The organism is Natribaculum luteum (genome assembly GCF_023008545.1).
GTDB lineage: Archaea > Halobacteriota > Halobacteria > Halobacteriales > Natrialbaceae > Natribaculum > Natribaculum luteum.
Map to the genome: position 1 here is coordinate 885,461 of NZ_CP095397.1, position 24,486 is coordinate 909,946.

24 protein-coding genes and 6 pseudogenes are annotated in these 24,486 nt (G+C 53.8%); 15 read left to right on the forward strand and 15 right to left on the reverse strand.

Annotation, left to right across the window (positions count from 1 at the left end; all coding sequences use genetic code 11):
- Nucleotides 1–8: 8 nt before the first annotated feature.
- From MU558_RS04560 to MU558_RS04580, 5 genes and pseudogenes are all read left to right on the forward strand, one after another.
- Nucleotides 9–1,181, forward strand: a complete 1,173-nt coding sequence (locus MU558_RS04560) for an ISH3 family transposase (RefSeq protein ID WP_246972190.1) — start codon at nucleotides 9–11, stop codon at nucleotides 1,179–1,181.
- A 313-nt stretch (nucleotides 1,182–1,494) separates the two neighbouring features.
- A complete protein-coding gene (locus MU558_RS04565; protein ID WP_246972306.1) occupies nucleotides 1,495–5,817 on the forward strand; it encodes a VWA domain-containing protein in 4,323 nt (1,440 codons plus the stop codon).
- A 4-nt stretch (nucleotides 5,818–5,821) separates the two neighbouring features.
- Complete coding sequence (locus MU558_RS04570) at nucleotides 5,822–6,583, forward strand: hypothetical protein (protein ID WP_246972308.1); 762 nt, start codon at nucleotides 5,822–5,824, stop codon at nucleotides 6,581–6,583.
- Nucleotides 6,584–6,754: 171 nt separating this feature from the next.
- Nucleotides 6,755–7,776 (forward strand): IS630 family transposase gene (locus tag MU558_RS04575; protein WP_425607623.1). Its coding sequence is split into 2 segments (ribosomal slippage): nucleotides 6,755–7,259 and nucleotides 7,259–7,776, totalling 1,023 coding nucleotides; the frame shifts between segments, so codons are not numbered across the junction.
- A gap of 5 nt (nucleotides 7,777–7,781) precedes the next feature.
- Nucleotides 7,782–8,504 (forward strand): annotated as a pseudogene (locus MU558_RS04580) (IS4 family transposase); the annotation flags it as partial.
- A gap of 119 nt (nucleotides 8,505–8,623) precedes the next feature.
- On the opposite strand, the gene MU558_RS04585 reads toward MU558_RS04580, so the two are convergent.
- Nucleotides 8,624–8,974: an amino acid kinase family protein gene (locus tag MU558_RS04585; RefSeq protein WP_246972313.1), complete on the reverse strand. Its 351-nt coding sequence runs from the start codon at nucleotides 8,972–8,974 to the stop codon at nucleotides 8,624–8,626.
- Nucleotides 8,975–8,988: 14 nt separating this feature from the next.
- Here MU558_RS04585 and MU558_RS04590 point away from each other — a divergent pair.
- The 3 pseudogenes from MU558_RS04590 to MU558_RS04600 form a co-directional block, all read left to right on the forward strand.
- A pseudogene (locus tag MU558_RS04590) lies at nucleotides 8,989–9,153 on the forward strand (IS6 family transposase); the annotation flags it as partial.
- 381 nt (nucleotides 9,154–9,534) lie between these two features.
- Nucleotides 9,535–9,636, forward strand: a pseudogene (locus tag MU558_RS04595) (IS5/IS1182 family transposase); the annotation flags it as partial.
- A gap of 75 nt (nucleotides 9,637–9,711) precedes the next feature.
- Nucleotides 9,712–10,434 (forward strand): annotated as a pseudogene (locus MU558_RS04600) (transposase); the annotation flags it as partial.
- A gap of 13 nt (nucleotides 10,435–10,447) precedes the next feature.
- On the opposite strand, the gene MU558_RS23385 reads toward MU558_RS04600, so the two are convergent.
- The 5 genes and pseudogenes from MU558_RS23385 to MU558_RS04610 form a co-directional block, all read right to left on the reverse strand.
- The gene (locus tag MU558_RS23385; RefSeq protein ID WP_377071117.1) at nucleotides 10,448–10,816 is read right to left on the reverse strand and encodes a transposase; all 369 of its coding nucleotides are present in this window, start codon (nucleotides 10,814–10,816) and stop codon (nucleotides 10,448–10,450) included.
- A 116-nt stretch (nucleotides 10,817–10,932) separates the two neighbouring features.
- Nucleotides 10,933–11,055, reverse strand: a complete 123-nt coding sequence (locus tag MU558_RS23125) for a hypothetical protein (protein ID WP_265781568.1) — start codon at nucleotides 11,053–11,055, stop codon at nucleotides 10,933–10,935.
- 12 nt (nucleotides 11,056–11,067) lie between these two features.
- A pseudogene (locus MU558_RS23390) lies at nucleotides 11,068–11,202 on the reverse strand (winged helix-turn-helix domain-containing protein); the annotation flags it as partial.
- 6 nt (nucleotides 11,203–11,208) lie between these two features.
- Entirely contained in the window at nucleotides 11,209–11,493 is a 285-nt protein-coding gene (locus tag MU558_RS04605) for a helix-turn-helix domain-containing protein (RefSeq protein ID WP_246972315.1), read from the reverse strand.
- A 228-nt stretch (nucleotides 11,494–11,721) separates the two neighbouring features.
- Nucleotides 11,722–12,537, reverse strand: coding sequence for an IS5 family transposase (locus MU558_RS04610; RefSeq protein ID WP_246972318.1), 816 nt, complete (start codon nucleotides 12,535–12,537; stop codon nucleotides 11,722–11,724).
- A 126-nt stretch (nucleotides 12,538–12,663) separates the two neighbouring features.
- Between MU558_RS04610 and MU558_RS23310 the strand changes: the two are divergent.
- The 4 genes and pseudogenes from MU558_RS23310 to MU558_RS04625 form a co-directional block, all read left to right on the forward strand.
- Nucleotides 12,664–12,762: pseudogene (locus MU558_RS23310) on the forward strand (IS5/IS1182 family transposase); the annotation flags it as partial.
- 251 nt (nucleotides 12,763–13,013) lie between these two features.
- Nucleotides 13,014–13,538 carry a hypothetical protein gene (locus tag MU558_RS04615; RefSeq protein ID WP_246972319.1) on the forward strand — a complete coding sequence of 175 codons (525 nt, stop codon included), beginning with the start codon at nucleotides 13,014–13,016 and terminating at the stop codon, nucleotides 13,536–13,538.
- 2 nt (nucleotides 13,539–13,540) lie between these two features.
- On the forward strand, nucleotides 13,541–14,602 hold the full coding sequence (locus MU558_RS04620; protein WP_246972321.1) for a radical SAM protein: 1,062 nt from the start codon (nucleotides 13,541–13,543) through the stop codon (nucleotides 14,600–14,602).
- A 2-nt stretch (nucleotides 14,603–14,604) separates the two neighbouring features.
- Nucleotides 14,605–15,756 carry an alpha/beta fold hydrolase gene (locus tag MU558_RS04625; RefSeq protein ID WP_246972323.1) on the forward strand — a complete coding sequence of 384 codons (1,152 nt, stop codon included), beginning with the start codon at nucleotides 14,605–14,607 and terminating at the stop codon, nucleotides 15,754–15,756.
- A 453-nt stretch (nucleotides 15,757–16,209) separates the two neighbouring features.
- Here the strand turns inward: MU558_RS04625 and MU558_RS04630 are convergent, their stop codons facing one another.
- Both MU558_RS04630 and MU558_RS04635 read right to left on the reverse strand, forming a co-directional pair.
- Nucleotides 16,210–16,515 (reverse strand): DUF3784 domain-containing protein, encoded by a 306-nt coding sequence (locus tag MU558_RS04630; protein WP_246972325.1) that lies wholly within the window; start codon nucleotides 16,513–16,515, stop codon nucleotides 16,210–16,212.
- A gap of 12 nt (nucleotides 16,516–16,527) precedes the next feature.
- A complete protein-coding gene (locus tag MU558_RS04635; RefSeq protein WP_246972327.1) occupies nucleotides 16,528–17,559 on the reverse strand; it encodes an IS701 family transposase in 1,032 nt (343 codons plus the stop codon).
- Nucleotides 17,560–17,789: 230 nt separating this feature from the next.
- Here MU558_RS04635 and tnpC point away from each other — a divergent pair, with 230 nt between their 5' ends.
- A complete protein-coding gene (gene tnpC / locus MU558_RS04640) occupies nucleotides 17,790–19,247 on the forward strand; it encodes an IS66 family transposase (protein ID WP_246971934.1) in 1,458 nt (485 codons plus the stop codon).
- 227 nt (nucleotides 19,248–19,474) lie between these two features.
- Here tnpC and MU558_RS04645 read toward each other — a convergent pair whose 3' ends face one another.
- Nucleotides 19,475–19,828, reverse strand: coding sequence for a hypothetical protein (locus MU558_RS04645; RefSeq protein ID WP_246972329.1), 354 nt, complete (start codon nucleotides 19,826–19,828; stop codon nucleotides 19,475–19,477).
- Nucleotides 19,829–20,019: 191 nt separating this feature from the next.
- Between MU558_RS04645 and MU558_RS04650 the strand changes: the two genes are divergently transcribed.
- Nucleotides 20,020–20,286, forward strand: coding sequence for a hypothetical protein (locus tag MU558_RS04650; RefSeq protein WP_246972330.1), 267 nt, complete (start codon nucleotides 20,020–20,022; stop codon nucleotides 20,284–20,286).
- Between the two features lie 176 nt (nucleotides 20,287–20,462).
- Here the strand turns inward: MU558_RS04650 and MU558_RS04655 are convergent, their stop codons facing one another.
- On the reverse strand, nucleotides 20,463–21,008 hold the full coding sequence (locus MU558_RS04655; RefSeq protein ID WP_246972332.1) for a DUF8102 family protein: 546 nt from the start codon (nucleotides 21,006–21,008) through the stop codon (nucleotides 20,463–20,465).
- A gap of 141 nt (nucleotides 21,009–21,149) precedes the next feature.
- Between MU558_RS04655 and MU558_RS04660 the strand changes: the two genes are divergently transcribed.
- On the forward strand, nucleotides 21,150–21,884 hold the full coding sequence (locus MU558_RS04660; protein WP_246972334.1) for a hypothetical protein: 735 nt from the start codon (nucleotides 21,150–21,152) through the stop codon (nucleotides 21,882–21,884).
- A 189-nt stretch (nucleotides 21,885–22,073) separates the two neighbouring features.
- Here the strand turns inward: MU558_RS04660 and MU558_RS04665 are convergent, their stop codons facing one another.
- The 5 genes from MU558_RS04665 to MU558_RS04685 all read right to left on the reverse strand — a co-directional run bounded on the left by MU558_RS04665 (nucleotide 22,074) and on the right by MU558_RS04685 (nucleotide 24,483).
- Complete coding sequence (locus MU558_RS04665) at nucleotides 22,074–22,493, reverse strand: hypothetical protein (RefSeq protein ID WP_246972337.1); 420 nt, start codon at nucleotides 22,491–22,493, stop codon at nucleotides 22,074–22,076.
- A 362-nt stretch (nucleotides 22,494–22,855) separates the two neighbouring features.
- Complete coding sequence (locus MU558_RS04670) at nucleotides 22,856–23,212, reverse strand: hypothetical protein (RefSeq protein WP_246972339.1); 357 nt, start codon at nucleotides 23,210–23,212, stop codon at nucleotides 22,856–22,858.
- Nucleotides 23,213–23,368: 156 nt separating this feature from the next.
- A complete protein-coding gene (locus MU558_RS04675) occupies nucleotides 23,369–23,581 on the reverse strand; it encodes a hypothetical protein (protein WP_246972341.1) in 213 nt (70 codons plus the stop codon).
- Between the two features lie 4 nt (nucleotides 23,582–23,585).
- Nucleotides 23,586–23,795: a hypothetical protein gene (locus MU558_RS04680; RefSeq protein ID WP_246972343.1), complete on the reverse strand. Its 210-nt coding sequence runs from the start codon at nucleotides 23,793–23,795 to the stop codon at nucleotides 23,586–23,588.
- A 373-nt stretch (nucleotides 23,796–24,168) separates the two neighbouring features.
- A complete protein-coding gene (locus MU558_RS04685) occupies nucleotides 24,169–24,483 on the reverse strand; it encodes a hypothetical protein (protein WP_246972345.1) in 315 nt (104 codons plus the stop codon).
- Nucleotides 24,484–24,486: the final 3 nt, after the last annotated feature.

The window sequence follows — 24,486 nt, forward strand, 5'->3', positions numbered from 1 at the left end:
GAGTGAATGTGTTCAGTATCCCTCAGCCAGACGGTGTTCTTTCGGATTCGGACGTGAAAGATTTAGCGGAAGACGTCATCTGCCAGCTCCCCTTGCCAGGGATCGAGGGCTCGCCCCTCGATCCCGGCGATATCTGGGTTGTTGTCATTCTTGCAGCAGTCAATCAGACGTCCATCTGGGAGACGTGCAAGGACAACGACAACGCTGCCTGTGATGATACTGTCATGGACTGGCTCCATACGCTCAACCGAGAGTGGCTTGAGCGGGTTGCTAACCGCCTTCTCAGGGAGGTGGCGATGACGATCCTCGACCCTGATCGGTCGAGGATCGTCTCCATTGACTTCGTCGATAACCCCTACCACGGAACGTACGCCGATGAAGAAGGTGAACTCTGCCGCATGCACGCGAAAGACGGAACAACGACGTGCCACCGGTACTGCACGGCGTATCTCGTCTCGAACGGAAAGCCAGTGACGCTGGCGATGACGTACGTCCGTAGTGATGAGAAAGAGGCCGACGCGGTCGAGCGCGTCCTCGACCGCGTCGAAGCCTATCCCTTCGAGATAGAGCTTCTGTTGGCTGATCGTGGCTTCTACAACGAACGTATTCTGCGCCGCTCACGGGAGATTGCTGCGACTGTCGTTCCCGTCCAAAAGAAGGGCAAGCGCATGAGGAAGAAGCTGGATACGCACTGCTCGTACATGACAACCTATCGGATGTACAAAGGCCGCGAGCGGGAACTGGAATTCCCGCTCGCGGTCGCTGTATCATATCACGCCGGAGATCGCGGGAAAAGCGGCGAGGTCGTTCGAGGCTATGTGGCGTGCGATCTGGCCGATCGCACGCCGAAACAAGTCGAACGGCTCTATCGAAAACGGTCAGCGATCGAAACGAGCTACCGTGTATTTCGCCAAGCACGAGTGGTAACGACGACACAAGACCCAATCATCCGCTTCGCGTTCGTCCTGGTTGGATTCCTGTTGGAGAACCTCTGGCTTGTGCTTCGATGGGCGGTCGTCGCCCGCCCCCAGCGGGGCGGGCGCGACCTGCCCGAGGAATTCACGTTCAAGACCTTCTCTGACTGGATCAGACATGCATTAGAGGAAGAGCTAGAGCGGAGTTGGGAGATCGAGATGAACGGAACAGGTGTGCCAGAAGCATACGCGCCGGCCGCGGGCTGACGCCAGCCCGCGGCCGTGGGCAAGCTCCTGGTGAGCAACAGCATTCGCCTAGAACAGCGTATCTCAGCCTTCTTACTTCACTTCTCCTCATCCGTGGATTCTATTTCCTGTTCACTCAGTTACCACACCGGCATTCGCTCTGTTCGTCCATGACTCAGCACAGTTCACGAAGCGACGTTCGGGAAGTACCGATATTTGAAACTCTTGCATTGTGTGGGAGCAATAATCATATCCTTTTGTGATATTTCGTTTGGTGATAGTTTCTCCTCATTACTAAAAATTAATATATGTTGATCATATCGTATCAGTGTAAATGAAAAGTAAATCAAATTTTTTTGCGATCAGTTTCGCGGTATTACTGATCTTCTCGCTGGTTGCAATGCCAATCAATGCCGGGTATGCAGCTGGCGCACCTGGTTCACGAGATGTACCGGAGCATATCACCACTGGAATCTACCAACAAGGGAATGGTCCACCAGACCAACAGGGAAATCCGTCAGGTCATCACAGTGACCAACCATTGAATGTTGACGAGATTGACATTCAGCCTCCCAAAATCGACTACGAGGCGAATTCGACGGTCGAACTTCACCAGCTCGCCATTGAGACGCTTGATGAAGTGGGCGTGAGTGGAGATGATACAGAGGAAATTGCTCGAGCGATAAACGCGTCGGCAGCGTCGTATCGTCAAGGAATATACGTCGAATCGAGGACGTCGTTCGATCATAAGATCGATGCACAAAAGTCGCTATCCACGCTGGTTACCGAACACGACGTAAACGATACAGCGATTAACACGACGAGCGAGATTATTCTCGATTCGGGCAATCTCACCGCTCGGCTGCTGACTCGGACTGCCGCTAACGCACTCGAGGCGAATGAAGATGCCTTCGACAACCCTGGTCAACGAAAAAGCACTGAACGAAAACTGGAGAACGCTATCGATGCGCTAGAGCGAGGCGATGAGGCGCTAACGGATACGCCGCCCCGACGCGGGCCACCGAGAGACGACCTCTCGTCAACGATTCAATCTCGAGAAAATGCACTGAACCAGTATCGAATCGCTGCTAAACATGCTATTCAGGCGCTTGAGCGGGTCGAAGGCGCAACTAATCCTGAACTGTTCGTGACTCGAGGACAGGCATACAGGGAAGACGGGGAGGTGCATGTTCCTATTTTCGTGGAACTCATCGATGCTCGGACCTTCCTGTATGAAGATGCCTCGGTAACGATTACGGCCGAAAACGGTTCTGATAGGACAGCAGACCCAATTGACCTTCGAACCAGTTACGACAACGCGTCGGTCGCATCTGGGGGGACGTCCCTGGATCTCGGTGCCGACCCCGGAAACGTGACAGTGACAGTTGAAGCTACGTCAGTGTCTGACACCCACCGGAGTGTTGCCGAGACAATCGAAATATCGATCGATGAGAACGAGCTTCCGACAAAGCCACCGGAACCCGGTGAATTCCGTGAAATTGAAGTCACGAACGACGAGTCGGGCGTGACGGTCGAGACAGGTGGTGAAGGCATCCAGGAGCGTGACATTCACATCACAAATCACCAGGTGCCACCCGAACTCGATGACGTTCGTATTGGCCCAGTTGTCCGGATTCAGAATCGTGCGGAGATTAACGAAGCCACCGTTACGATTCCATTGTTGGACGACGTTCAAGAGGACGAGAATGTCTCGATATACACCTGGGATCCGGCCAGTGAACGGGGCTGGAAACGGGTCGACACACAGATCGATCCTGAAACGGGAACAGCGACGGCAACGGTTGATTCATTCTCATTTTTCTCTGTATTCCGCGTTGATGAGTGGGAGGACTTTCGAACTGCCACAATCACGCTCGAGGACCATCATTTCGCCGAGGAACCGAAGGAAGGAACAGGTATTGGAGCGGTCGATCTAATGCTTGTCATCGACGAGAGCGGGTCGATGAGCGGTTCGCGAATTAAAAATGCCCGTAAGGCTAGCAAGCGATTCGTCGGCGCGCTTCTCGAGGACGACCGGGCGGGACTCGCCGGTTATGCCTCTGGATCAAGGCTGATCCACGAGTTGACAGACGACACCGAGCAGCTCAATACTAGTATCGACAGCATCTCCGCTGGTGGAAGTACCAACACTGGTGCAGGGCTGAATACGGCGCTAACTGAACTAGAAGAAAACGGTAACGACGATCGGAAGCAGGTCATCATTCTTCTTTCGGATGGTCACACAAATATTGGTCCTGATCCTGTCGGCGTCGCAGAGAAGGCTGCCAAGCAGAATATCGAAATTAGCACCGTCGGTCTGGGAAGTGGTGCTGATGAAAACGAACTTCAAACGATCGCCAGTACGACAGGAGGAGACTACTATCACGTCACAAATTCAAACGACCTTCCCGACACCTTCCAGCGCATCGCTGAGAATCAGAGCGAGGTTGCACTCACGGACTCTAATAACGACGGAATTCCGGATGCGGTCGCTGATGCCGATCCGCCAATGCCGACGTACGGACCGCTCGATTATGTATACGATAAGCGCGGGCTACGCGATGCCGATCCGGGTATTAAGATCGACCCCGTGCTGACCGATACGAGCGGTGATGGACTCAAAGACAATGAGACGATCGACGTCGAGTACCAGATATTCGAGGAGAACAACGAGACGAAGTTGTCTGCACGAGTGACCAGCGCCAAGGCACATCCCGCGTACTACGATACCGACGGCGATGGTGTCTCGGACCACGATGAAGTCGACATATGGGACTCAAATCCGTACCTTCAGGATACGTCTGGGGACGGCCTGATCGATTCCGTTGACCCGGCACCTAACGAAGAGACACTTCCGCCTGAATTCGAATACCAGACGTGGGATATAAACGATCTCACGATGTTCCCGACGACGGTAAGAACGACAAGAGATGATCTCCTTGTTGTTGCTCGCCCGACCGGTGCAGCGGACGAAATTGAAGAGATCCGAATTCACCAGTATGTCGACACGTGGGTTCCACTCATCGATACTGGGTGGCGAAAGAAGACCTACAGGGGAGATTCACTCACCGATCTCGAAGACGAAGATGGCGTCTACGTGAACGCCGCCTTCGGTGATGAGACCGGACAGATCACACCCGAACAGGTCAAGATCACCATCACTGACGATGATGGCAATCGGGCCGCTGTCAGTCACGACGTTGACCGTGGTGTCGCGGAGGCCACCGCTGGTGTGGCAGAGACGACCACTGCGGCAGCACCGTTGGCCGTCGGCGCATTAGCACGACCAGAGTACGCGGGCGCGACGACGGTGACGACCGTTAGCGCATCGACCGCCGCGGTCGCCCTCGGCGGTGCCGCCGTCGCTGGCACCGGATTCGCCCTCATGGCCGAGACATCGGGCTCCGCAGATGGCGAGTTCGCCAGAGAAGAATACATCCAGCCCGTTCCAGTGACCGAACCCCTCCAAACATGGACGGGCAGCGAACTCGAGATTCTCCTCCCCAACGGTGCCGAATACTCAGAGTACGATCCTTACGGTAATCGGGGACACGGATGGGAACAGATCCGGCGATTACCTGGTATCACTGACGTCAACGATGTCGATGAGACCTTCAATCTTCCCGGTGGAACCCAAACGGTTGGGGACTACGAGATTGTCATTGGAGATACCGGCGAGAACGAAGTCATCCTATGGATCTACGAGGGTGTAGCCCTGTTCGCGGAGCAGACCGTCGAAGAGGAGGAAGTCTCCGAAGAGATCAGTGAAGAGGTCAACGAAGAACGTGAAGAAGAAGTCTCCGAAGAAGAAATTGAGGAAACAATTCAAGACGGGCCTGACGAGGTACTTGAGGATCCCCGATACAAATACGAGATCTACAAGCTCGCTGAGAAGGGGATTCACTTCGTCATTCGGAAAGCTGGCGGAGAGATTGTCGATTACACAGTTGAACAGATCAGAGAAGACACTCCACGATGTGCGCTCGAAGAGGGTGACGTCGACATGTCAGTCCAGTCGACCAAACACGGTGAGTTCGTCGCTGCTCCAAGTGGATACAAGGCGTTCCACGGGATATATGAGGAGACGACCAACCCGGTAGAGACCGAGCTTCGATGTGTCGACAACCGGCAGGCAGTAGTCCAGACGTATGCGGACGATCCTGCGGACATCACCGACGGAAGCATCGGTGAGAACATCAGCGTTGAACTCATTAAGGAGCGTGGTCTTGATCTCGAATGGCCGGAAGAAGGATTTAAAGAAGGTGATGAAAGTGAAATTGGACCTGACATCATCGCCTATGACGATGGTGAATGGTTAATCATTGAGGCGAAAACCACTACTAGCACTAAGGCCGTTGGGAAGAATCTATTGGATACAGATGCTTACGACGGTGATGCTCAACTTCACAATGACTGGATTAGAAATAGCCTCGAAAAATTGGAAGATGAGGACAGAATTGATCCGGAACTCGTAGACCAGATAGATACCGCAATTGCCACCAACAACGTCACTAAGGAGATCGTGCTAGTGAGAGATGTTGAGGGAGCAAGTCACAGGACGTTACGGAAACCCCGAAACAATGACACAGATATTAGTCTTGAAGATGTTGCAGGGGTTGATAGGGTAACTATCGTAGAATTAGCGGCAACTGAATAGAACAATGGTCGAATTCACAGAGGAGCAACACGACCGTGCCATCAAACAGCTTGAGCGGTATCAATCTCGGGCTAAGAAACACGAACGATTGTATGAGGAAGAGAAGGTCAGAGAAGATTTCTCTACATTCTTTTCTGGGTTAGCAAGCAAACATAATAGCGCAGGTATATTGTCCATATATGTGGGTCGGATAGAGCAGGCACAAGACCACTTTCGAAGGGCAGCAGAATACTATCAACGAAGTGCTGAGGAAAGTGACGTGACAGTCCCAACGACGCTGACGCTTGCCCGTGGCCTGTATAACGCTTCTCTTGCTGGTGATCCGGATTCGACACAGGCGTTCGCCCACGAGATCACCGAAATAACTGAAACAGTAGATGTCAAGCCTGGCGATCCTGATGATGACCGGTATTATTTCTCGGGCTGTTTGGCGGACACTGTCTTGGACGATATTCGCGAGTGGTTGCTTGAAGGACTTGTTGCAGTCAATAAGGAAAAACCAGGAGTTTCCGCTTTGTATGGTAACGCAATCTTGACCTTCACTCGTGGGATTCGTGACGAGAATATTGAACAAATAAATGAAGGGGTTATTACCATGGTGGAATACCACGCTCGGTCTTTAAGTGAGGAGAACGTTGTTGAACGTGTTATGGCACCGGAAGCGACTGCTCTACTTATTATCTCTCACTGGAAAGGGTATGAGACTCAACTCAGCAGTAGTCTCATTCCCACCAAGTTAGTCCAAGCAAGCGCGTCAAAGGACTAGGCGATCAATATCGATCGCTTTTAGGAAGCAGATTGTTGTGCTGTGTGGACGGTGGGGTAGAATACGTCTCAAGGCCTCACTCGGCAGATCTCGGGTTGATTCAGTCGTATAAACAGGAAGGAATCATACTGTCAGCCAAAAATATTTCAAAGAAAAGCACGTTACTCCGATATGACCTCTCTCGACAACGTCTCTACCGAAGACCTCCGCCAGGTCTTGGCGGAGGTCGAGGGAAAAAAGCCATCACAACGGCTCATGGCGGCGATCAATTACCTTGAAGAAGACGGTGCAACGCTACAAGAGGTCGCTGAACGCTATGGATACACTGCTGGCTGGCTCTCGCGGTGGCTTGATCGACTCGAACGGCTCGCCGACGAGCCGTTCGAGGAGGTCGTCTACGACGAGCACCGTTCAGGAAGGCCCTCAAAACTCTCCGACAAAGAACATGAACAGTTCGTTGAAGCGCTTCACAAGTCTCCAGAGGAAGTTGGACTTGACGCGCCTGCGTGGTCCGTTCCACTAGCTCGTCACTATCTCGCCGAGGAATTCGACGTTGAGTACAGTGAGCGTCACGTTCGACGATTGATGACCGAGGCCGGGCTGTCCTGGAAGACAGCCCGGCCGGAGTTTCACAAATCCGATGAGAGAGCACAGGAAGCATGGCAAGACGGGTTCAAAAAAAGCGCGACAACCTGGACGACGAATACACGATCTTAGCCATTGATCAGACGCGACAGGTTCTCTCGACACTGATTCACGCATGGTTTCCCAAGGGTGAGCGCCCGTCACTCCCGGTGACGGGCGCGTGGGACAGCATCAAACTTCTCGGTGCAGTCAGCGATACTGATGAGACGTTCTTTCTCCCCTGCGAAGAGAACTTCAACAGCGACACGACGATTCGTTTTCTGGACGCTCTCCAGACCGAGTTCGGCGAGAAAATCTGCGTTGTCCTCGACAACGCCTCGTATTTCACGGCGAACAGAGTCCAAGAGTTCGTTGAAGGTACTCCGATCGAACTGTGTTACCTTCCGCGGGGTTCACCAGAGCTGAACCCCGCGGAAGAGTGCTGGCGACAACTCGATCAATCACTCGGCAACCGCCTATTCGAAACGCTTGACGAACTTCGTGATGCTGCTCTCTGTGCACTGGACGAGATCAACGTGCCAGATGTCTTTACGTACTTATGTCTGTGAGTATCAAGTACCGCCGTTTCGCACTGATCGACGAGAATGACGGCTACTTCGTGAGTCGGCTCAAATCAAACGTGAACCCGGTGATAACCGGAGAATTACGGGAATGGCGTGGCGACGCCATTCCCTTGGAGGGTGAGAAAATCCACGACGTGGTTGATGACCTCTATCGGCAGTATATCGATGTCGAGGTCGAAGCAGAATTCCAGCGCAGAGAGTATGCAGGGACGCAGTCGTGGGACACGAAGACGTTCCGTGTCGTCGGCGTCCGCAACGAGGACGCCGACGACTATCATCTATATATTACGAATCTCCCGCGAGAAGAGTTCTTACCGGCAGATCTAGCGACGATCTACCGCTGCAGATGGGAGGTTGAGTTGTTATTCCGCGAACTCAAGACGCAATACTCGTTGGACGAGTTCACCACGAGCAAGAAGCACGTCGTTGAGATACTGCTGTACGCGGCGTTGCTGTCACTGCTGGTCAGCCGTGATCTGTTGGATCTGGTCACCGAGCAGGCAGATGATGATCTCGTGTTTCCACCAGAACGCTGGGCGGCGACCTTCCGGTCGCACGCCCAGCTCATCCTTCACGAACTCAGTGAACACCTTGGCTACTCTCCGCCACCGTTGCTGGAACGGTTGATCGACGAAGCTCAGAAGATACACCAACAACGACCGATACTCCAAGAGAGGCTCTCTACCGCTACACAACCGAGGACTGAAGCTTAACTAAAGACCAATGGTCCTTAACCAAACGAGCGAGAGAGCGGTTGAAAACAGAACGGCAGACAGTCAGCAGCAGAAACAGTAGGGTAAAGCCACTTCAGCCGCACCCTGCGGTCCGGCGGTTACTCGAGACGTGTTTCCGGCGATCCGCCGGTAAGGAAGTCGTTTAATGCGTCAGGACCAAACACATGGAACGGTTCGTCGACTGCGAGCAGCGATTTCATCTTCTTGCTCATGCCACCTGCGACATCGGTCGTGTCGGTCTCGGTGAGGATGTCCGACACCGTGTCGAAGGATTCGATCTGGTCGATGACTTCACCGTCGGCGATAGGCACACCGGGTACAGTACAACACACTCTAACGCGGGTTGGGTCCAGTCGCTCTGCGAGAGACGCGACGATGTCATCGCCGCTTAGTACGGTCACGTCTCTGTCAGCCCGCGCGATCACGTCACCGTAGAGAACGGGGGACAAAACCTTCGTCGAGCTGGTTTCGGACCGTCTCAATGCGGATCGACCGCTTTCATTCCTTCTGGCAAGGCAGTCCAGCTAGCGTACGTCGCTGGCTTAGACGCTTCAGACACCACTATAACCACGATCGGCCAAATCAAGCGCTTGATGGCCGAACGCTAGCTGAGGATCTACTCAACTAGACAGTGCCTGGATCTATAATTAACACATGGGAATAACTATTTATGCATTTATAATTATGCCATCAAAACAATTATCATTACAACCATATAAGTGTAAATCTAGCCGTAAGAGGCACCCATACTTGATTACCAATCCTGATGTATGTTCCATATATCTATTGAAATGTGAACGAGTTAGTATGTTATATGACAATATAATATAATTACAGCTGCTCAGTGATTTAAGTATCAGTGGCTCTGTCTAGTTGAGTGGGTTTGAGCAACGAGGAGGCCTTAGTGAGAATTGTCCATGCAGTTCGCGGATCTCCTGAGCGAGACGTTGGCCGAGGACAGAGCGTGTCATAGAACGCGTCACGTACGAAGCAGCAGGGTGCGGAAAGTGTGTCCAGCACAACCGCAATCCTGCAAGACGTTACTTCGGTCGACGAGTTTTTGAATGCAGCAGCTACGGAAACAGTTCCGTTGTTTGAGTATTTTGAGTTCTGCTCTATTGAAAATGGCCGACAGCGTCGAGTTTGGTCAGTACTGATTTGAGAGAACGAGGTCAAGAAGCCGATTATGACAGTCGCACTCCTTGACCTCGTTGAGAAGGCACTACGAGTAGCAAAACAAGCGTTGGGGAATCATGCGGGGAAGTCCGAGTCAGGCGGGCTTCCCCACGAAGCACACATCGTCTCTCATTGTATTCGGAAGGAAGAAGGCAACACGTTCACTGAACTTGTTGACCGACTCGGACTTATGCCGGAGGTGTGCGATCGCCTCGGCATTCATCCCGAGGCGTTGTCTGATCCAACGACGTTCCACCACTCTCTAGACCGATACGCGATGTACGTGTGGCGGGCGTTGCTGCGCGTCTCTGCGCAGCAACTCCGCCCGTCTGGACACGTCGCTTTGGACAGTACGTTCTTCGAACGTGACCAAGCTTCACAGTACTACCTCCAACGGCAGAGCCGGTCGGTCACGACAGTCAAAGCAACGACACTAACCGATACAGAGTCATTGGCGGTGCTGGACGTGCATTGTTTTATCGAGCGTGAACACGATACGAAGGCTGGCCCGCGGGTCGTCCGCCGGAACGCGGACGACCTGCGGGCCGTCGTCGCCGACAACGGCTTCCAAGACTGGCACACCGAATACGAGCTGTCCGCATACGATCTCGATTATCGTGTTCATCATCGTGGATCGAAACCGATGGCTGTAGCACACAACGCGCTCAACCAGACGAACAGCTACACGCAACGGTGGATGGCAGAGACGTCCTACTCGACGACGAAGCGAACGCAAGCCTAAGTGATCACTGTAACACCTGAATATCGGGAAGGAAGGTCTCACTCCAATCACCAGCAAAACTCAGTCGGTGACTCAGCCGGAGAAACGTCTTGGTAAGGAACTGGCGGAAGTGATCTTTGTCCTCGAAGATGGTCGGTGAAATCTCGCGTTTGACGTCTTTCCACAGCGGTTCGATTGCGTTCAATGTCGATGAGTACGGCGGGATGAGACGAACTCGATGCCGAGTTCGTCGGCCCGTTGTTGAGTGAGTTTTGCGTGATGAGAGCCATAGTTGTCGGCCACGAGCAGAATCCGACCTCGCGGATCTCTTCGAGCGCCTCGGCGATCGTCTCCTTGACCAGCCGCTCTTTGTACGTGATCTCGCTTTTGCCAGTCAGCGCGTAGAAGCCGATCAACCGCCACGGCACTGCTACTAGCGGTTTCTCTATCTGGACGGTACGGTCATACGACCACATTCGCTGAGAGTTCTCGAACGGCTGTGGCCACGCTTCATCGAAAGAATCCGAACACGGCAGGATCGTCTTCTTCGGACTCAGAATCGTCCGAGCCGAGCGCCTGGTCGAGGCGCTCGGCGAGAATCTCCTCGGCGTTCTCCGAGCTTCGGAGATCCATTGGCCGTGGCTTCGCGTAGTGCATTCCAGAAGTCCGAAGCTTCCGAGCGAGATGAGTTGGGTGGTAGGTAACGTCGTAGCGGTCTTTGATGAGTGCGTGAATCTCGCGTGGTGTCCACGGTTGGCCGTCCTCAAGAGTGGTACAGATATCAGCTCACTGGGTAGGGGTGAGCTTCGGCAGCCGTCCACCGCCGAAGCGTGGGCGTAGCCCCTCAACACCCCTCTCATTCCACTCGCGTGCCCAGCGGCTACTCGTTAGCTGAGAAACGCCCACAGCTTCACCCGCCTGCTGTTGAGTCTTCCCGTCGTACAGGTTTTTGACGAAACAGAGTCGCCGGACGAGACGCGTCTCGTCCACCTTCTGTGCCTCCTCGATTGCTTGGTTCAACTCCGTATTCGTCAGATGCTCAACGATCTCAAACCGACGTGCTCCCGCCATCATGGAGAACACGCTGTGCCTTGTTGAACGCAAGACGGCATCGGGGTGGGGTTGCTGATCTACAATTTCACGACGTTAGAGACGGCTTTTCGACCTCAGAAGATGCAGTAGCTGTCAGTCACAGCGATTGCTGATGAGTCAAAACTATGGTACCTTGCTCCGTTGTTCCGGTGACGACGGCGATGCCTCTCCCGGATACGTCCGGAAAAGGGGAGCAGGCGGCGAGCCCTAACTCGCCGCCTGCGTTAGGTTATGCACGATGCACTTGCGAGTTAGCTCCCGGAACTGGCCGTGCCAGCTCCGGGAGCGGAGCTTCTCGCCGTCGTCTTGCTTCAACTGCGAGAAGCCGGTTTCACTCATCCAGCGCTGGTTGTAGTCATCGTTCATTCGTTCGTTGTGGGCCTTCTGCAACGGTGTCTGCTCCCTGTGCTTGATCAACGGTCGCGTTGACTCGGAGCGACACTCCTCACGGAGGTCGCTCCACGAGTAGTTCGCGTCAGCAGACAACACACGCAGGTCTTCCGCGTTCCGGCGGAAGACCTGCATCCCGATGTGGCCGTCCCAGGCCTTCTGCGTCGTAAAATGAACGTCCTTGATCGCCAGTGAGTTCACGTCGATCAAGATCGTTGTCTTCATCGACTGGAATGAGTAGTTCGCTCGGTCGCGGTAGTGGTAGCTGGTTTGATCGCGCTGGAAGCCACTTGCATCAATCGCAGCTTCACCACTCCAGCCCGCCTGCTCCGCCGAAGCGCGGAGCAGGCGGCGCAGTTCACGCATCTGATACTCCTGCTCCCACCGACAGAACGAGCTGTAGTGCGGTGCCTCGTCGAGATCGAACACAGCAAGAACACCTGGCATCTCGTTGAGGTAGTCTTCAGTCTCACGGAGGCTCTTCTCCAGTTCGACGCGGAACAGAATTAACGCGATCTGTGTCCACTTGGCGTACCCGTCCGCGCCATCCGGCGCGGCGGGTACGTCCGGATCGTCAACGTGCTGTTTGGCAAGGTCTCGACACATTCGCGCTAGTCGTCTGAGCGATGCCATATCGCCAGACGGCGTCCATTTCCCGGTTAATCTGACGGAACCTTCCTGTGAGAACGTCTGAAGTTGCCGTCAATCGGCGGCAAAACAAGGCAACACGCTGGCTACGTATTCATCCGTTGCGCTAATCACTCCGCCTTGCGTTCGCGGTTCTGGTACCGTCAGTTCCGTGAGATCGTCCTCATGTTCGCTCTCCACAACATCAAAAAGACCGCTAAGAAGCTATGATCGGACCGCCGTACCGCATTTTTAATAGAGCAATCTTGACCATTACGGCAGCAAGATCTGTGACATAGTTTTTCGCGTGCTGTGTTTGGTGGTACGACAGAGAGTCAAACTCGTCCAGTAGATCAGTGGCTGACAGATGATCCGTGATCGACATCATCGTCCTTGTCACTGACTACAGCATGACCCTACTTAAACATGCGAAGTCGAGTGTCATATAAAAATTTATTTATTATTGATATACATTTCAGTTCATGGATGCAGTAGAGGCTGCAGCTGCGATAGATCACGAAAACAGCGTCGCACACGACACTGACTTCCAGATCGGGCTGGATCCGAAGGAAGTGCTGCTAACCAATATGGTGACGTACATGGACGGTGTTTTCACACCGGAACTGGTCGAGGAACTGGGACGGGACGTCGTCAGTCGATCGGATCTCGATGAGTTGAAACGGGAAGTAAAAGACAGCCTCATTACCGAGGAAAATCTCCCATTCCTCGAGAGACATAAGCGTCATGCGCTTCGTAACGACTCGTCGGAACACACGCTGACGGAAACACAGATGGAGACGATAATCAGGGTCAACTCTCGAGTCCGGAAGATGGAAGAGGAAGATATCTTGGCCCAGCACGCGGATGTCGACTACCCCGGTCCTGCGATGTGTACGGTCGCGGCCGGGTGTGTCGCCGTAGTTGCCGCTGCTGTATACAACACGGTCGGAGCGGTTCACACAGCGGCAGCAGCCGTTGCCGTGGAGACGTACGTGGGGGTGACGTAACGATGCAGGTTTCGACCCTGTCGATGTTCCTCGACTACAAGTGCAATTTCGAGTGTGGCCACTGTAGCGTGGGAAGCAGTCCCGAAACGGAGTACGAACTGGACGACCGGTATATTGACAAGGCACTGTCAGAGGCCGACTCTCTGGAAAGTCTTCAGCTGGTCGTATTTACGGGCGGGGAGGTGACGCTTCATTTCGACAAGTTGCTCGATGCTATTTCGCAGGCCAGCGAGTGCGGCTATCGGACACGGATCGTCACGAACGCGTGGTGGGCGCACGATATCGAGAGGGCCCGCGAGACGATCGATCGGCTCGTCGATGCGGGTCTCGACGAAATCAACACGAGCTACGACGATTTCCACACCGATTATGCGCCCCCCGATAACATCGTGAACTTCGTCGAAGCGTCACTCGAAAGCGACATCGAGCAGACGTCGGTTGCGATGATTATCGGCGACACCAATCCAAGATACGATGCCGAGGCAATGGTCAAACTGCTCGAACGACGGCTCGGAACGCATCCGGACGCCTATTCGGACGAATTGACCGTTCTCGAGGATACCGTCTCCCCGCTCGGGCGGGGGGCACAGATCGACGTCTCCGAACTCACTGCTCGAAACGACGTCGATTCCGGGTGTTCCGACGTTATCAGTACGATTTCGGTACATCCTGATGGAACGGTGAAGGCGTGTTGTGGCCACGCACAATGGTACGTTCCTGACCTGACGTTGGGAAGTCTGGACGAACAGTCTCTTCCGGATATCGTACAGCGGAGTCAGGAGAACCTCCTTTACTGGCTGGTACACAACGTCGGTCCACAGCAGCTGCTGGAACGCATCGGTGTAGAGGGCGACTACAGTGGGATCTGTCACGCGTGTAACGATCTGCTCGGAGAACACCGGGAGAAGCTTCTGGAGTACATCCGAACCAACAAACAGCAACTCGTCCACGAGGATCTCTTCCTGAGCGAGACGATGCAAAGGGACGCCCAGTCGCTCGTCGACCACGAACAGCAAGTCCTGGAGCGTCTCGATCGGATCTCCCAGGCGGCGGACGCCGATTGATGATGCGCGAGCCGAGCCGGGAGTTTCTCGAAGCGCTAACGAACGCGGAGTTCGAGCGAGCGGAACGAGTCTGTACGACGGAACTCGCAAACGCATACTCCGCCGGGGATCTCGGCGAAGACTGGCACACGTTCGAAACCCAGCTCGGCCCGTTCGTCCGTATCGGTTCTTCGACACAGACGACCGTCAGGGGACACCAGGCAGACGTCGTTGAATTGCAGTTTTCGAGCGGATGGAGACGTCTCAGAATCGTTCTCGATGGCGATCGCGTCGCCGGACTACAGTATCTCAACTGGGAGTCCCAGTCGGTCGCGGATCCGGAGTACGTCGACCACGACGAGTTTTCCGAACGCGAGGTAACGATCGGTACGGCTGCGGACGGACTTCTCGGAACGCTTGCGATGCCGGACGAGATCGGAGGCGGGGCTGCCGTTCTCGTCCACGGCACGGGGCCACTGGACCGAGACGGAACTGTCGGTGAGAGTAAACCACTTCGAGACGTGGCTCGCGGACTCGCGTCAGCGGGTGTGCCGACGCTCCGGTATGATAAACGAACTACAGTCCGTTCCATCGCGCCCGCCGAACAGACGGTCGAACGGGTCGTCGTCGAGGACGCGAAAGCTGCGCTCAACGAACTCAATTCGATCGCCAACGTGCCCGTCACGCTTATTGGACACAGTCTCGGTGGAATGCTCGCCCCGTGGATCGCCTTGGAGAGTTCTGATGCCGTCGGGATGGTTACGCTCGCGGCGAATGCGCGGCCGTTACCCGCTCTCATCGAAGATCAGTGTCGGCGAGAGGACGGAACCGTTCCGGAACAAGTACGGACCGGTGTCGAACGGATCACGGACAACGCCGTCGAACCTGGCGAAATCGTGTTAGGGTTCCCCGGCTCGTTCTGGCGAAGCCTCGACGGGTACGATCCAGTTTCGATCGCCTGCGACATGGACCTGCCGCTGACCGTGCTGCAGGGTGACTCGGACGAACACGTTTCACCAGAACTGGACTTTCAGCGCTGGAAGACCGGTGTTCCGAGGGCTACTTGCAAGTGTTATTCGGGGGTCGATCATCTGTTCAGGGCTGATTCCACGACAGTTACGGAACGAGCGATAGCGGACGTGGGTAAAGCGGTACGGCGCACTGGCGATGGATAACAAGTGGTGACACAACCACGAGAGTCCGACGATACCGTTCTCGATCCGCGGAACTGAAGGCCCTCTCGCTCAATGGGGACGTGCGAATACGCGTCGGAACTGTCTGCGCGACGAACCGGGGATCGTCCGATGCCCGGATCTCTATGTATCGCTCGGATACGCGCCCGATGCGAGTCGCCCTGACCCCACCTCTGGAGACTTTCCCAAGCACTTATAATTGCAAAAATTATAATAGGGGGTCAGTCCAAGATAGCGGTGGAGTCAGACAGTATGCACAGCAAAGATTTCCTTCGTCGCCGAGATGTACTGCGATCAACCGCACTGATAGGAGCCCTCGGAACGATCGGTGTTGCAGGTGCCGAACAGGACACTGCGAGCGAGACAGGAGCATCCGAAGACCGTTGCTGCGAGGACGTTCTCGTTGCACAGATGGCTATCAGCGCGTGACGACCGCTATCGCGTATAGCGGTTCGATCCGACGATCATCACGGCCATAGCGACGATAATGAACACACCGAATGCGTGCCAGAGGAAATCCCCACCTCGCTCCAGATAATCCAAGACACCGACGACCGCGGTGACGGCTCCGACGGCGATTATGAGTCCGCCGATAAACCTCGCCATCCCTGTTTCGTCGACGACCTCCTCCGGATCGTAGCCGGCGATGAGGTGAACCATCCCGCGATACCGGATCAGATATCCGAGCCCAGCGGTGAAAAGCCCGCTCGAAAGGACGATCGCAAGCCGTAGTAGTGACATGAGTTGGAGTTTCTACTGAGGGATTCTATTTTCATCAAAAAAATCTTTTCTATTACTGGTGAGGGTGTCATAGCTGTACTTCCGAGGTTTAACGCCACAGTTAACGGTTAGCGACCGGGTTCTACAGGATGAGATGATTGATAAAAAGAACGGCGGAATCAGTAGTGACTGGGAGTGGAACTCTAAGAACAACTCAGAGGGATGAGCAGCGTGCTTCCGATTGGGATGCGCGTCTGGATGGATAAGGTCGGTGTCCTCAGAAACGGTCCGGAACTCCGTCAGCGACACTTCCAAGACATATAGCTCAGAAATCGCCCGGAGTTTCCGTCTGAAACTCCGGGCTTCGCCGAAGAATCTGTCAGCAACGACACAGCCGTGATCAATCTCGGTTGAGACTGCCTGTTCGACGAGTTCCAGGGCTAGCTCAGGCTTCGACTGGTGTTTGATGTCGGCGGAGACAGCTGTGTTTTTCCGCCGCTGAGCGCAGCGTTCTCGTTCTTGCTGGCTCTCGTAGTCTGCATCGTCGTCGCCAGTCCACTTTTGGGACAGGAACAATCGCATCCCCAGTGGCCAGGTAAGTTGGTCAGCATTCTGCCGCTCGCCAGGTCTGGCGAGCGTGCAGTTGACCGTCACCTGGCAGTTGTCAAGTTTTCCAGTCACACCACACCACTGACGAGCGACGCCAACACTGTCCTGTCCCGTCTTCGGGATGCCCATACCATCGACGATCAGTGCAGCTTCGTGCCCTTGGATCGCTTTGGGAACGCGTTCCCGAAGCTCAGCCTCGACGTGTTCGTGTTCCCATGGACTCTCACGGACAAACCGTTCGAGCCGTTCCCGATCGGTGTGCATTTTCTTGGCGATGTCGGTGATGGTGTTGGGACTTCCGGGGCACAGCAGGCCCCGGAAGTACCGGCCTGCGTTCAGCCATGTCCGTTCGTTTTTCGGCGATGTCGATCCATCTACCCGAGTCGTGAATGCTGAACGGTAGCCACTGAGAAACTGTAGTCCTTCGGCCTGACTGCGTGTCACGTTGTTCGTCATACCTCATCTGAGGCGTTCTGTGACCGAAAACCAACTGTCGAATCTAAACCTCGGAAGTACAGATAGAACAGTTAGCATACCAAAGAGCAGGATGAACGCTGAGGGGGAATGAGTTCAGCGACCCTGCAAGATGAGCCTTGGATAGACGAGTTCTTGTAGTTGGATAGCGATTTGCCGTCAGACCGATTTCGTAGCAGTCTCATGAATGGTCTCTCAATGGTGAATCAAGTGTGTCGCTGGGGGTTAGCGGATCGCTGGAATCGATAGATTCCACGATCCGCACCGAGAACAGTACGCATCTCCGCCAGCAACTCGTCGTCAAAGAGCTTGAGAACCGACTTCTTCGTCGTCAGATCACTGCAAAACAACAGCAGATCGAACAACTTGAGGCTCGCCTCAAGCGGTACGAAAACCCAAACACACCTCCCAGTAAGCAGGGTGGCGTGGCTGGATCACCTGGCAACGATGACAGCGACGAGGAAGAGAACGAAGACCAAGGGGACGACGCTGGCGGCGACGCTGACGCCGCCAGCGGCTCCTCTCCAGGACGTGACGAAGGTCACGAAGGAACAACTCGACCGCCTCCGGAACCAGAGGAGACTATTCGAGTCGATCAGGGATATTGCCCAGACTGTGAGCAAATCCTCTCTAACCCGGACAGCTACATCTCACGGACGATTATCGACATACCTCTCCCTATTCCAACCACTGTCGTCGAGTACGAACTCGGCAAACACCGCTGTTCCTGTGGAAACGAAGTCGTTGCTGAACATCCAGACTGCCCGGAAACCGGGCGGTTTGGGCCAAATATCATGGCCCAAACCGCCCTCGGTAGGTTCCATCAGCGACTTCCAAACCGTAAACAGGCGGAGCTGTTTGACTGGGAACTCGATACACCCATCTCTCATCGGACGATCTACAACCTGACCAAGCGGGTCGCAGACCGGCTGCGACCCGCGTATGACGATGTCAAAGCCCGTATTCAGGAAAGTGACGTCGTCTACTGCGATGAAACGGGATTTCCTGTTGACGGAGAGCAACACTGGGCGTGGACGTTCGTTACTGACGAAGAAGTGCTGTTCTGGGTTGATGAGAGTCGTGGAAGTCAGGTGTTAGAGGACGTCCTCGGCGAGGACTTCGCCGAGGACTCAACGCTCAGCTGTGACGGTTGGTCAGCGTATCCGAGCTATCACACGAAGCTCCAGCGGTGCTGGGCACATCTGTTGCGGGAGGCGGAGTACGTTGCTGAACGGTACGAGGAAGCAGAGAGGTTGTCTGAGGAGTTACACGCTCTCCATGACGATTTAACGGCGTTCGACGAGGAGGATCCGTCCGCCTCCGCCCGCGAGCAAAAGCGGGCGGAGGCGTCGTTACATCTGGAAGGCCTGATCAGGGAAGACTACGAGGCACAGGAGGTCAAGAAGCTGATCGAGAAGATCAGGAACGGGTTAGGGCACTGGCTGACGTTCGTTACAGAGCCAGACGTCGATTCGACGAATAATCGCGCAGAGCGCGCTCTGCGCGAGCAAGTTGTGCTGCGGAAGATGTTCCGGACCCTCCGCTCAGCCGAAGGGGTCCAGATTCACGAGACGATTACGACCATGTTAGCCACGTGGAAACGACGAGGACTTGATCCGCCTGAACAGCTCCAGTCCATCCTCGGTGGGCAAGAACTCAGATTAGGATGAGAGGCATCACTGGCCGGTGAATCCTGGTCACGCTATCCAACTACGATTTGATTTTGGAGAGGAATTCGGACTTCCGGTTTTCAAGTATAACGTCTCGCTCTAGTCCTGCTTTTTCCAGGATGGACTCAACGAGCGAATTACCGTCGGTTCGGAAATGGTCAACGTTTATCCGAGACCGCATCTCGGCATTCGTATATCCGTCTCTGAAAAAGAACAGATTTGGGTCGCTACTCATCCTCGTCGACCTCCAAGTCAAGGATGGGAGACCGGTTCGCAGTACGTCGAAGCTCTAGTTGGTATTCTCCCATCTTCGTCGCTGCCTCTTCTAAGAGCGTGTATGGATAGAATATCTCGTTGAATGCAGCACGGACGTCCTGTTCTTCAACTCGTTTCGCGTCACGTTCCTCAGACTTCTTCATCGCCTCCTGCCAAACAACTCGAATGGTATTGTCAATCTGAAGTTTAAGATAGTCCGCTGACTCACCACCGACCTGCTTATCTTCGGGCGTATATGCTCGTAGGAGCTTCTGGAGGGTGGTTGGTTTAACGGGGTCAGGAATATCCTCTGGGTCGTCGGTCATGTTTTCCTGACTACATTCAAAGCACAAATATTCTCTTCTTTGCTTGTGACTTGCATTCCCATTCCAAAGGGACGTCCAGAAGCCAAGCTCGAGATTGAAGTAAGTAGTTTGATATTTGTTTCAGCCGTCTCTCTGAATAGGTCCTACTGTCGTCGCTAGTAAGCAGCGACGGCTTTGACCGGGAGACTATGATGGCTGATTCAAACAGCGACCAGCAAGGTGAAACAAGCGGCATCCAAATTGGTGGCATCCACATCGGCCCGATAGAGTACCGATTCCTCAAACTCGTCGTCTATGCGGTCATCGGACTATTTCTCTGGCCGTATCTCCTCCTGCTCTACATCTACATCGCTATTCGTCGATTCAACAAGGGCATCATCATGGTCTCAAAGAAGGCGTCGAGGACGGTACGCGAGGAATACGAAGCTGGCTACGAGGAGGGGAGTTCTGAGGACTGATTCACGCTTCGAGGGTCGAAGACTGTACGGAGGTCCCCGTACTCGGCGCTGAAAATCTGTTTCTACCTGCCTGAATCATTTCTATCGAATGCTGTGAGGACTGCGTGAGAAGACAACTGATGAAGACCTACGGCAAATCTTTGCCAGAGGTACTGAACTAATGCTTGCAGCATCGATTACACGATATCTCTGCTCTTACCGTCGCTGTGTCGCTCTTGCAGAAGGTGGGCTGCGATTTCGCCATCAATCTCGCCGTTCATCAGTAGCTCACCGATTTCCTCATCGCTGTACTCACTGATGTCTCGCGTTTCATCGAGGACGAGCCTCGTTTCGATGTTGAACTCTACATCTACCTCGACGCGATTTTCGGATTCCTTTCGCGCTAGCTTCTCTTCTGCGTTTGTGACCGCTTCCTCCAGGTAGTCTTTGAAATCGAGGTTCTGTTCTTTTAGAGCGAGGTATGTGAATTCGAGTGCGGCGATGATTCCTCGATGGAAATCTCGGTCATCGGGTAAGTCCTCGAACACGCTTCTCCGGTCGCGTTCTTCTAACTCGCTGTTGATGAGTCTGAAATCTATGTATGCGTTGTAGAGTCGCTTTCGGATTCGGGACCGGGCAACTCGTTCTGCGGAGCTTTTCGGCGCGATTCCAGCACCGCTGCCGAGGTAGTTGCGGTCTTTGGTGCTGAGGATGCCGCGTTCTCGTTCGTCGTCAGATGCCATGCGATATTCTATTACGGTGGGTCTAATGAAGCTACTGAATCAGCATATATTGGACAAACCGTTTCGCATTCTATTACGGCGTAATACTTATTGTATATGCTATCATAGAGTAGGATGGGTTGCGGAACGACTTGCAACCGCGTGAAAGAGAGCAACTCAGAGACTCGACAACAAGCGGATGCTAACGGATTCAGACAGCACATAGAGAAATCTCTGAGCGTTGCTCGTAAGGAAACATCCCATGAAATCAACCAACTGCACGACAGACGATTGGCATCACATCAAGACCGCTGGAGCGAATTTCGAGACTGCAGTATCGCGGTCGCTCAGGGGGACATTCTAATGATTGCCCCCTGTCGAGAATACTGGTGGCGAGAGGTTCTTCCGGAACAGCGGAATTGGACTGGCCCGCACACCTATCCTGATATCGTCGAGCGCATCATCGAGAAAGAAGAGATTCCGCGTCTTGCAGCAACCTATATCGTCAAGGGTTCAATCGAAGATGGAATTCTCTCTGCCGCTGGGCGGACTTATTTTGAGGGCGTTGACCACCTCGACCCTCAAGAAGTTCCAGAGTGGCTAGTGTTCGCTAGAAATATCGAGCGAGACGGTGTCACCAAGCTTCCGGCAGGCGAGGACACGATTTCTATCGATGCTCCGAGGCTCGTTCAGAGAGCATCCGAGAAAACTCATCGTCACACCGACGACCTCGATTTCAATCAGCTCGTATTACACGTTCACCATGTGACTGGAATCGAATTGGGAGTCGCAAAGGAACGCGTCGAGAGCTTCATCGAAGACGGGGTCCTCGAACGAGATGGTGACACCATGGCGCTCGGTAGTCGGGGGAGTCCTGGGAAAGCAAAATTGGGATAGTCCGACTGCGATAGGAACCAATTCTTTTGACGGTAATCAACGCGAGAAGTTCTATGATGGCGACGAGCGTACCGTGAGAGGACTAGAGAATGCGTTCTTTCGCTTTCATGGGTTCCCTATCATTCGAGAAAAGAACCGTCCGTACGGCACGGGAATGCGGACCTGGTGTCTGTTGCTACTCTTGTCCGTTCAAATCCCTTTCTGGTATCCCTCCGAAATACTGGGTTCTTGCGGTCCCGGTTTTCTGAGTTCGTAGCGGACCTCTCCGGTTCGGGTATTTCTCCAGCCTCGACCTCCTCGTAGGCCCTTGTACGGGACCCAGGTGTAGTATGGGAGTTCTTCGCCCGTGTTGATATCCGTCGTTGTGACGTTGCTCATCTCGTCGCTCGCGTCCCGTTCCTGGTATTCCTGACATTTCGCCTCGAATCGCTCAACTGTTGCTTCTTCGTCTTCTACCGGGTCGTTGTCGGCTCTGTCTTCACCGTACCGCCGCTCGCCGTCGGTCTGTATCTGCGTCCACCGACGGATGAGATAGCGGTCCCACCGTGACTTGTGCACTATTCGGCCCTCCTGTCTGAGGTGGGTACCGTGCGATGCGGCCAGCAGCATTGAATTACTATGGAAATCATAGCGAAACTTGTTAAACACACAATTGTATAAGTATTGCGGCGCTTTTGCAACCCAAACGTTTGGATATTCGCTTGTAACCTTTGGAATGCCCCTCACCTCTACTCCAAAGGTTACAAACTCATAATGTAAGAAAAATTCCTGGATTTAACTCTGCATTTTAAATGTGGGTGCTCCCGCGCGATATCTGCACTAATCAGAACGTGGGAACGCACTTTCTAGAAACTGGAACTCGCCATATCCAGTAAACCGGTATACTGCGCCGAGGTGACGAAATGCATAGTTATATTATTATAATAGTCTAGAAAGAGGGGGACTCGTACACCTTGCTTCTATGACTCTCCTCACTCTGATTCGGGACTAGAATTGTTTCTGAGCTTGCGTAACATATGTTCTCTCTTTTGCTCAGTCCATTCCTCATTCTCCAGTAGCTCGTCTAGATACTCTTTTTCCTTTATATAGAACGCGTCTAGCTCCCGCTTGTCTGCTATCCAGTATTTGTTCATCCCGCGCTGCTCATATCTAGTGTATCCCATCCGCTGGAGTTCTTGGAGCACGTTCAGGACTTGACGGTCTCCTCGAGTCGTGTGCTCTGATTCGACTATCTCCTTCGTTCTAGCTTCACCATCAAGCTCGCCGAATGCCCTAACGACATTGACAAACGTCTCAAACAGGATTCCGCCTCCGTTGCTTTTAGGCATCGAATCTAGTCTCTCGGTGACTGTGACACGATAATAACTCTACTCTCTAGATACTGTACACCGTGGATATCCCGTACAGATGCGGAGAACACACGAGAGAACGTTTCTGAAGGTGCGTGTCTGTGGGTTCCTCTATTTATACTATATCAGGGATAGTCACTCGTCGACGCGCATCGCGATTAGATTCGGTCCCTCATACGCTTCCAGAATTCCCTCAGGGTCAGCAATGTTAGGGGTTGTTGGTTGACTCAGCTCCCAACGAATCCAATCCTCAAACCCCTCCTCAATGCTCTCGACTACGTCACCGTCTTCGATAATTCCGAGGTCGTGTAGCTCGCCAGCGTGGTACATCTGAAAAAGAATCTGCATCGGTCTACACCTCCTCTTCGGCCAGCGGGACGGCGTTGATGTAGTGATTATTGAACGCTCGCCTCAGGTGGTCTTCATCATCCAAATCGTACGCCCCTTGTACGGTCTCCTCAAGCTCGCCGGTCGGGTCCTCGACTATCTCGCCATCAACTACCTTCCCAAGGACGTCCCAGCCGTCTCGGTCTTCGTTGAGTCCCAGAAAGAGCAATGCCACGTCGAATCACCGTATTCAGTAATCGCCCTGTTCCATCATAAGACTCCCGAGCAGCGGACTGATTCAGCCTCTCTTGGTTTGAGATGGCGTAGAGGTCCAAGCTGAGAGGATGGAGAACGCGACCACCATCAATCGAATATCAGTCATCATCGAGAACAACAACCCGTTCTCTAGAGCAATCACGCACACCAGGGGACATCCATTGATTGATAGAGAAAATCTCGGTACTCCACGGTCCAAGTCAGCATAGCGACTGAGTGTTACCTATCGAGGGGAGAGAGCCGTTCAAGGACGACCGAGAGTCAATCTATTCGATTCGCTCAGAAATGTGTGAGCAGTTGAGAGACTACCATCAGCGTACAGTCTTCGAGATTCAGAGTCGAGTGTCGAGCCCAGTATCCCGAACCCAGTCCCGATATGCTTCATCGCTCAGGTCCTCAACGATTCGCTGGGATTCTTCACTATCGTAGCCTGCCATAACGTAGCCGTTCGAGTATGACGAAGCAATGTAGCGGAGGAGTTCCCGGCCATCGGTGTACTCGCTGATGATTGGGTCGTTATCGTCACTAATTCGCTCTCGAAGGGATTCAGCCGTCGATGTCTCGCCTATCACCTCTCCCTCGATGGTAACTCGGGCTACCTCCTCGGGGTCCTCCCACGGGTCTCTGTAGATGATGACTTCGACCATGCT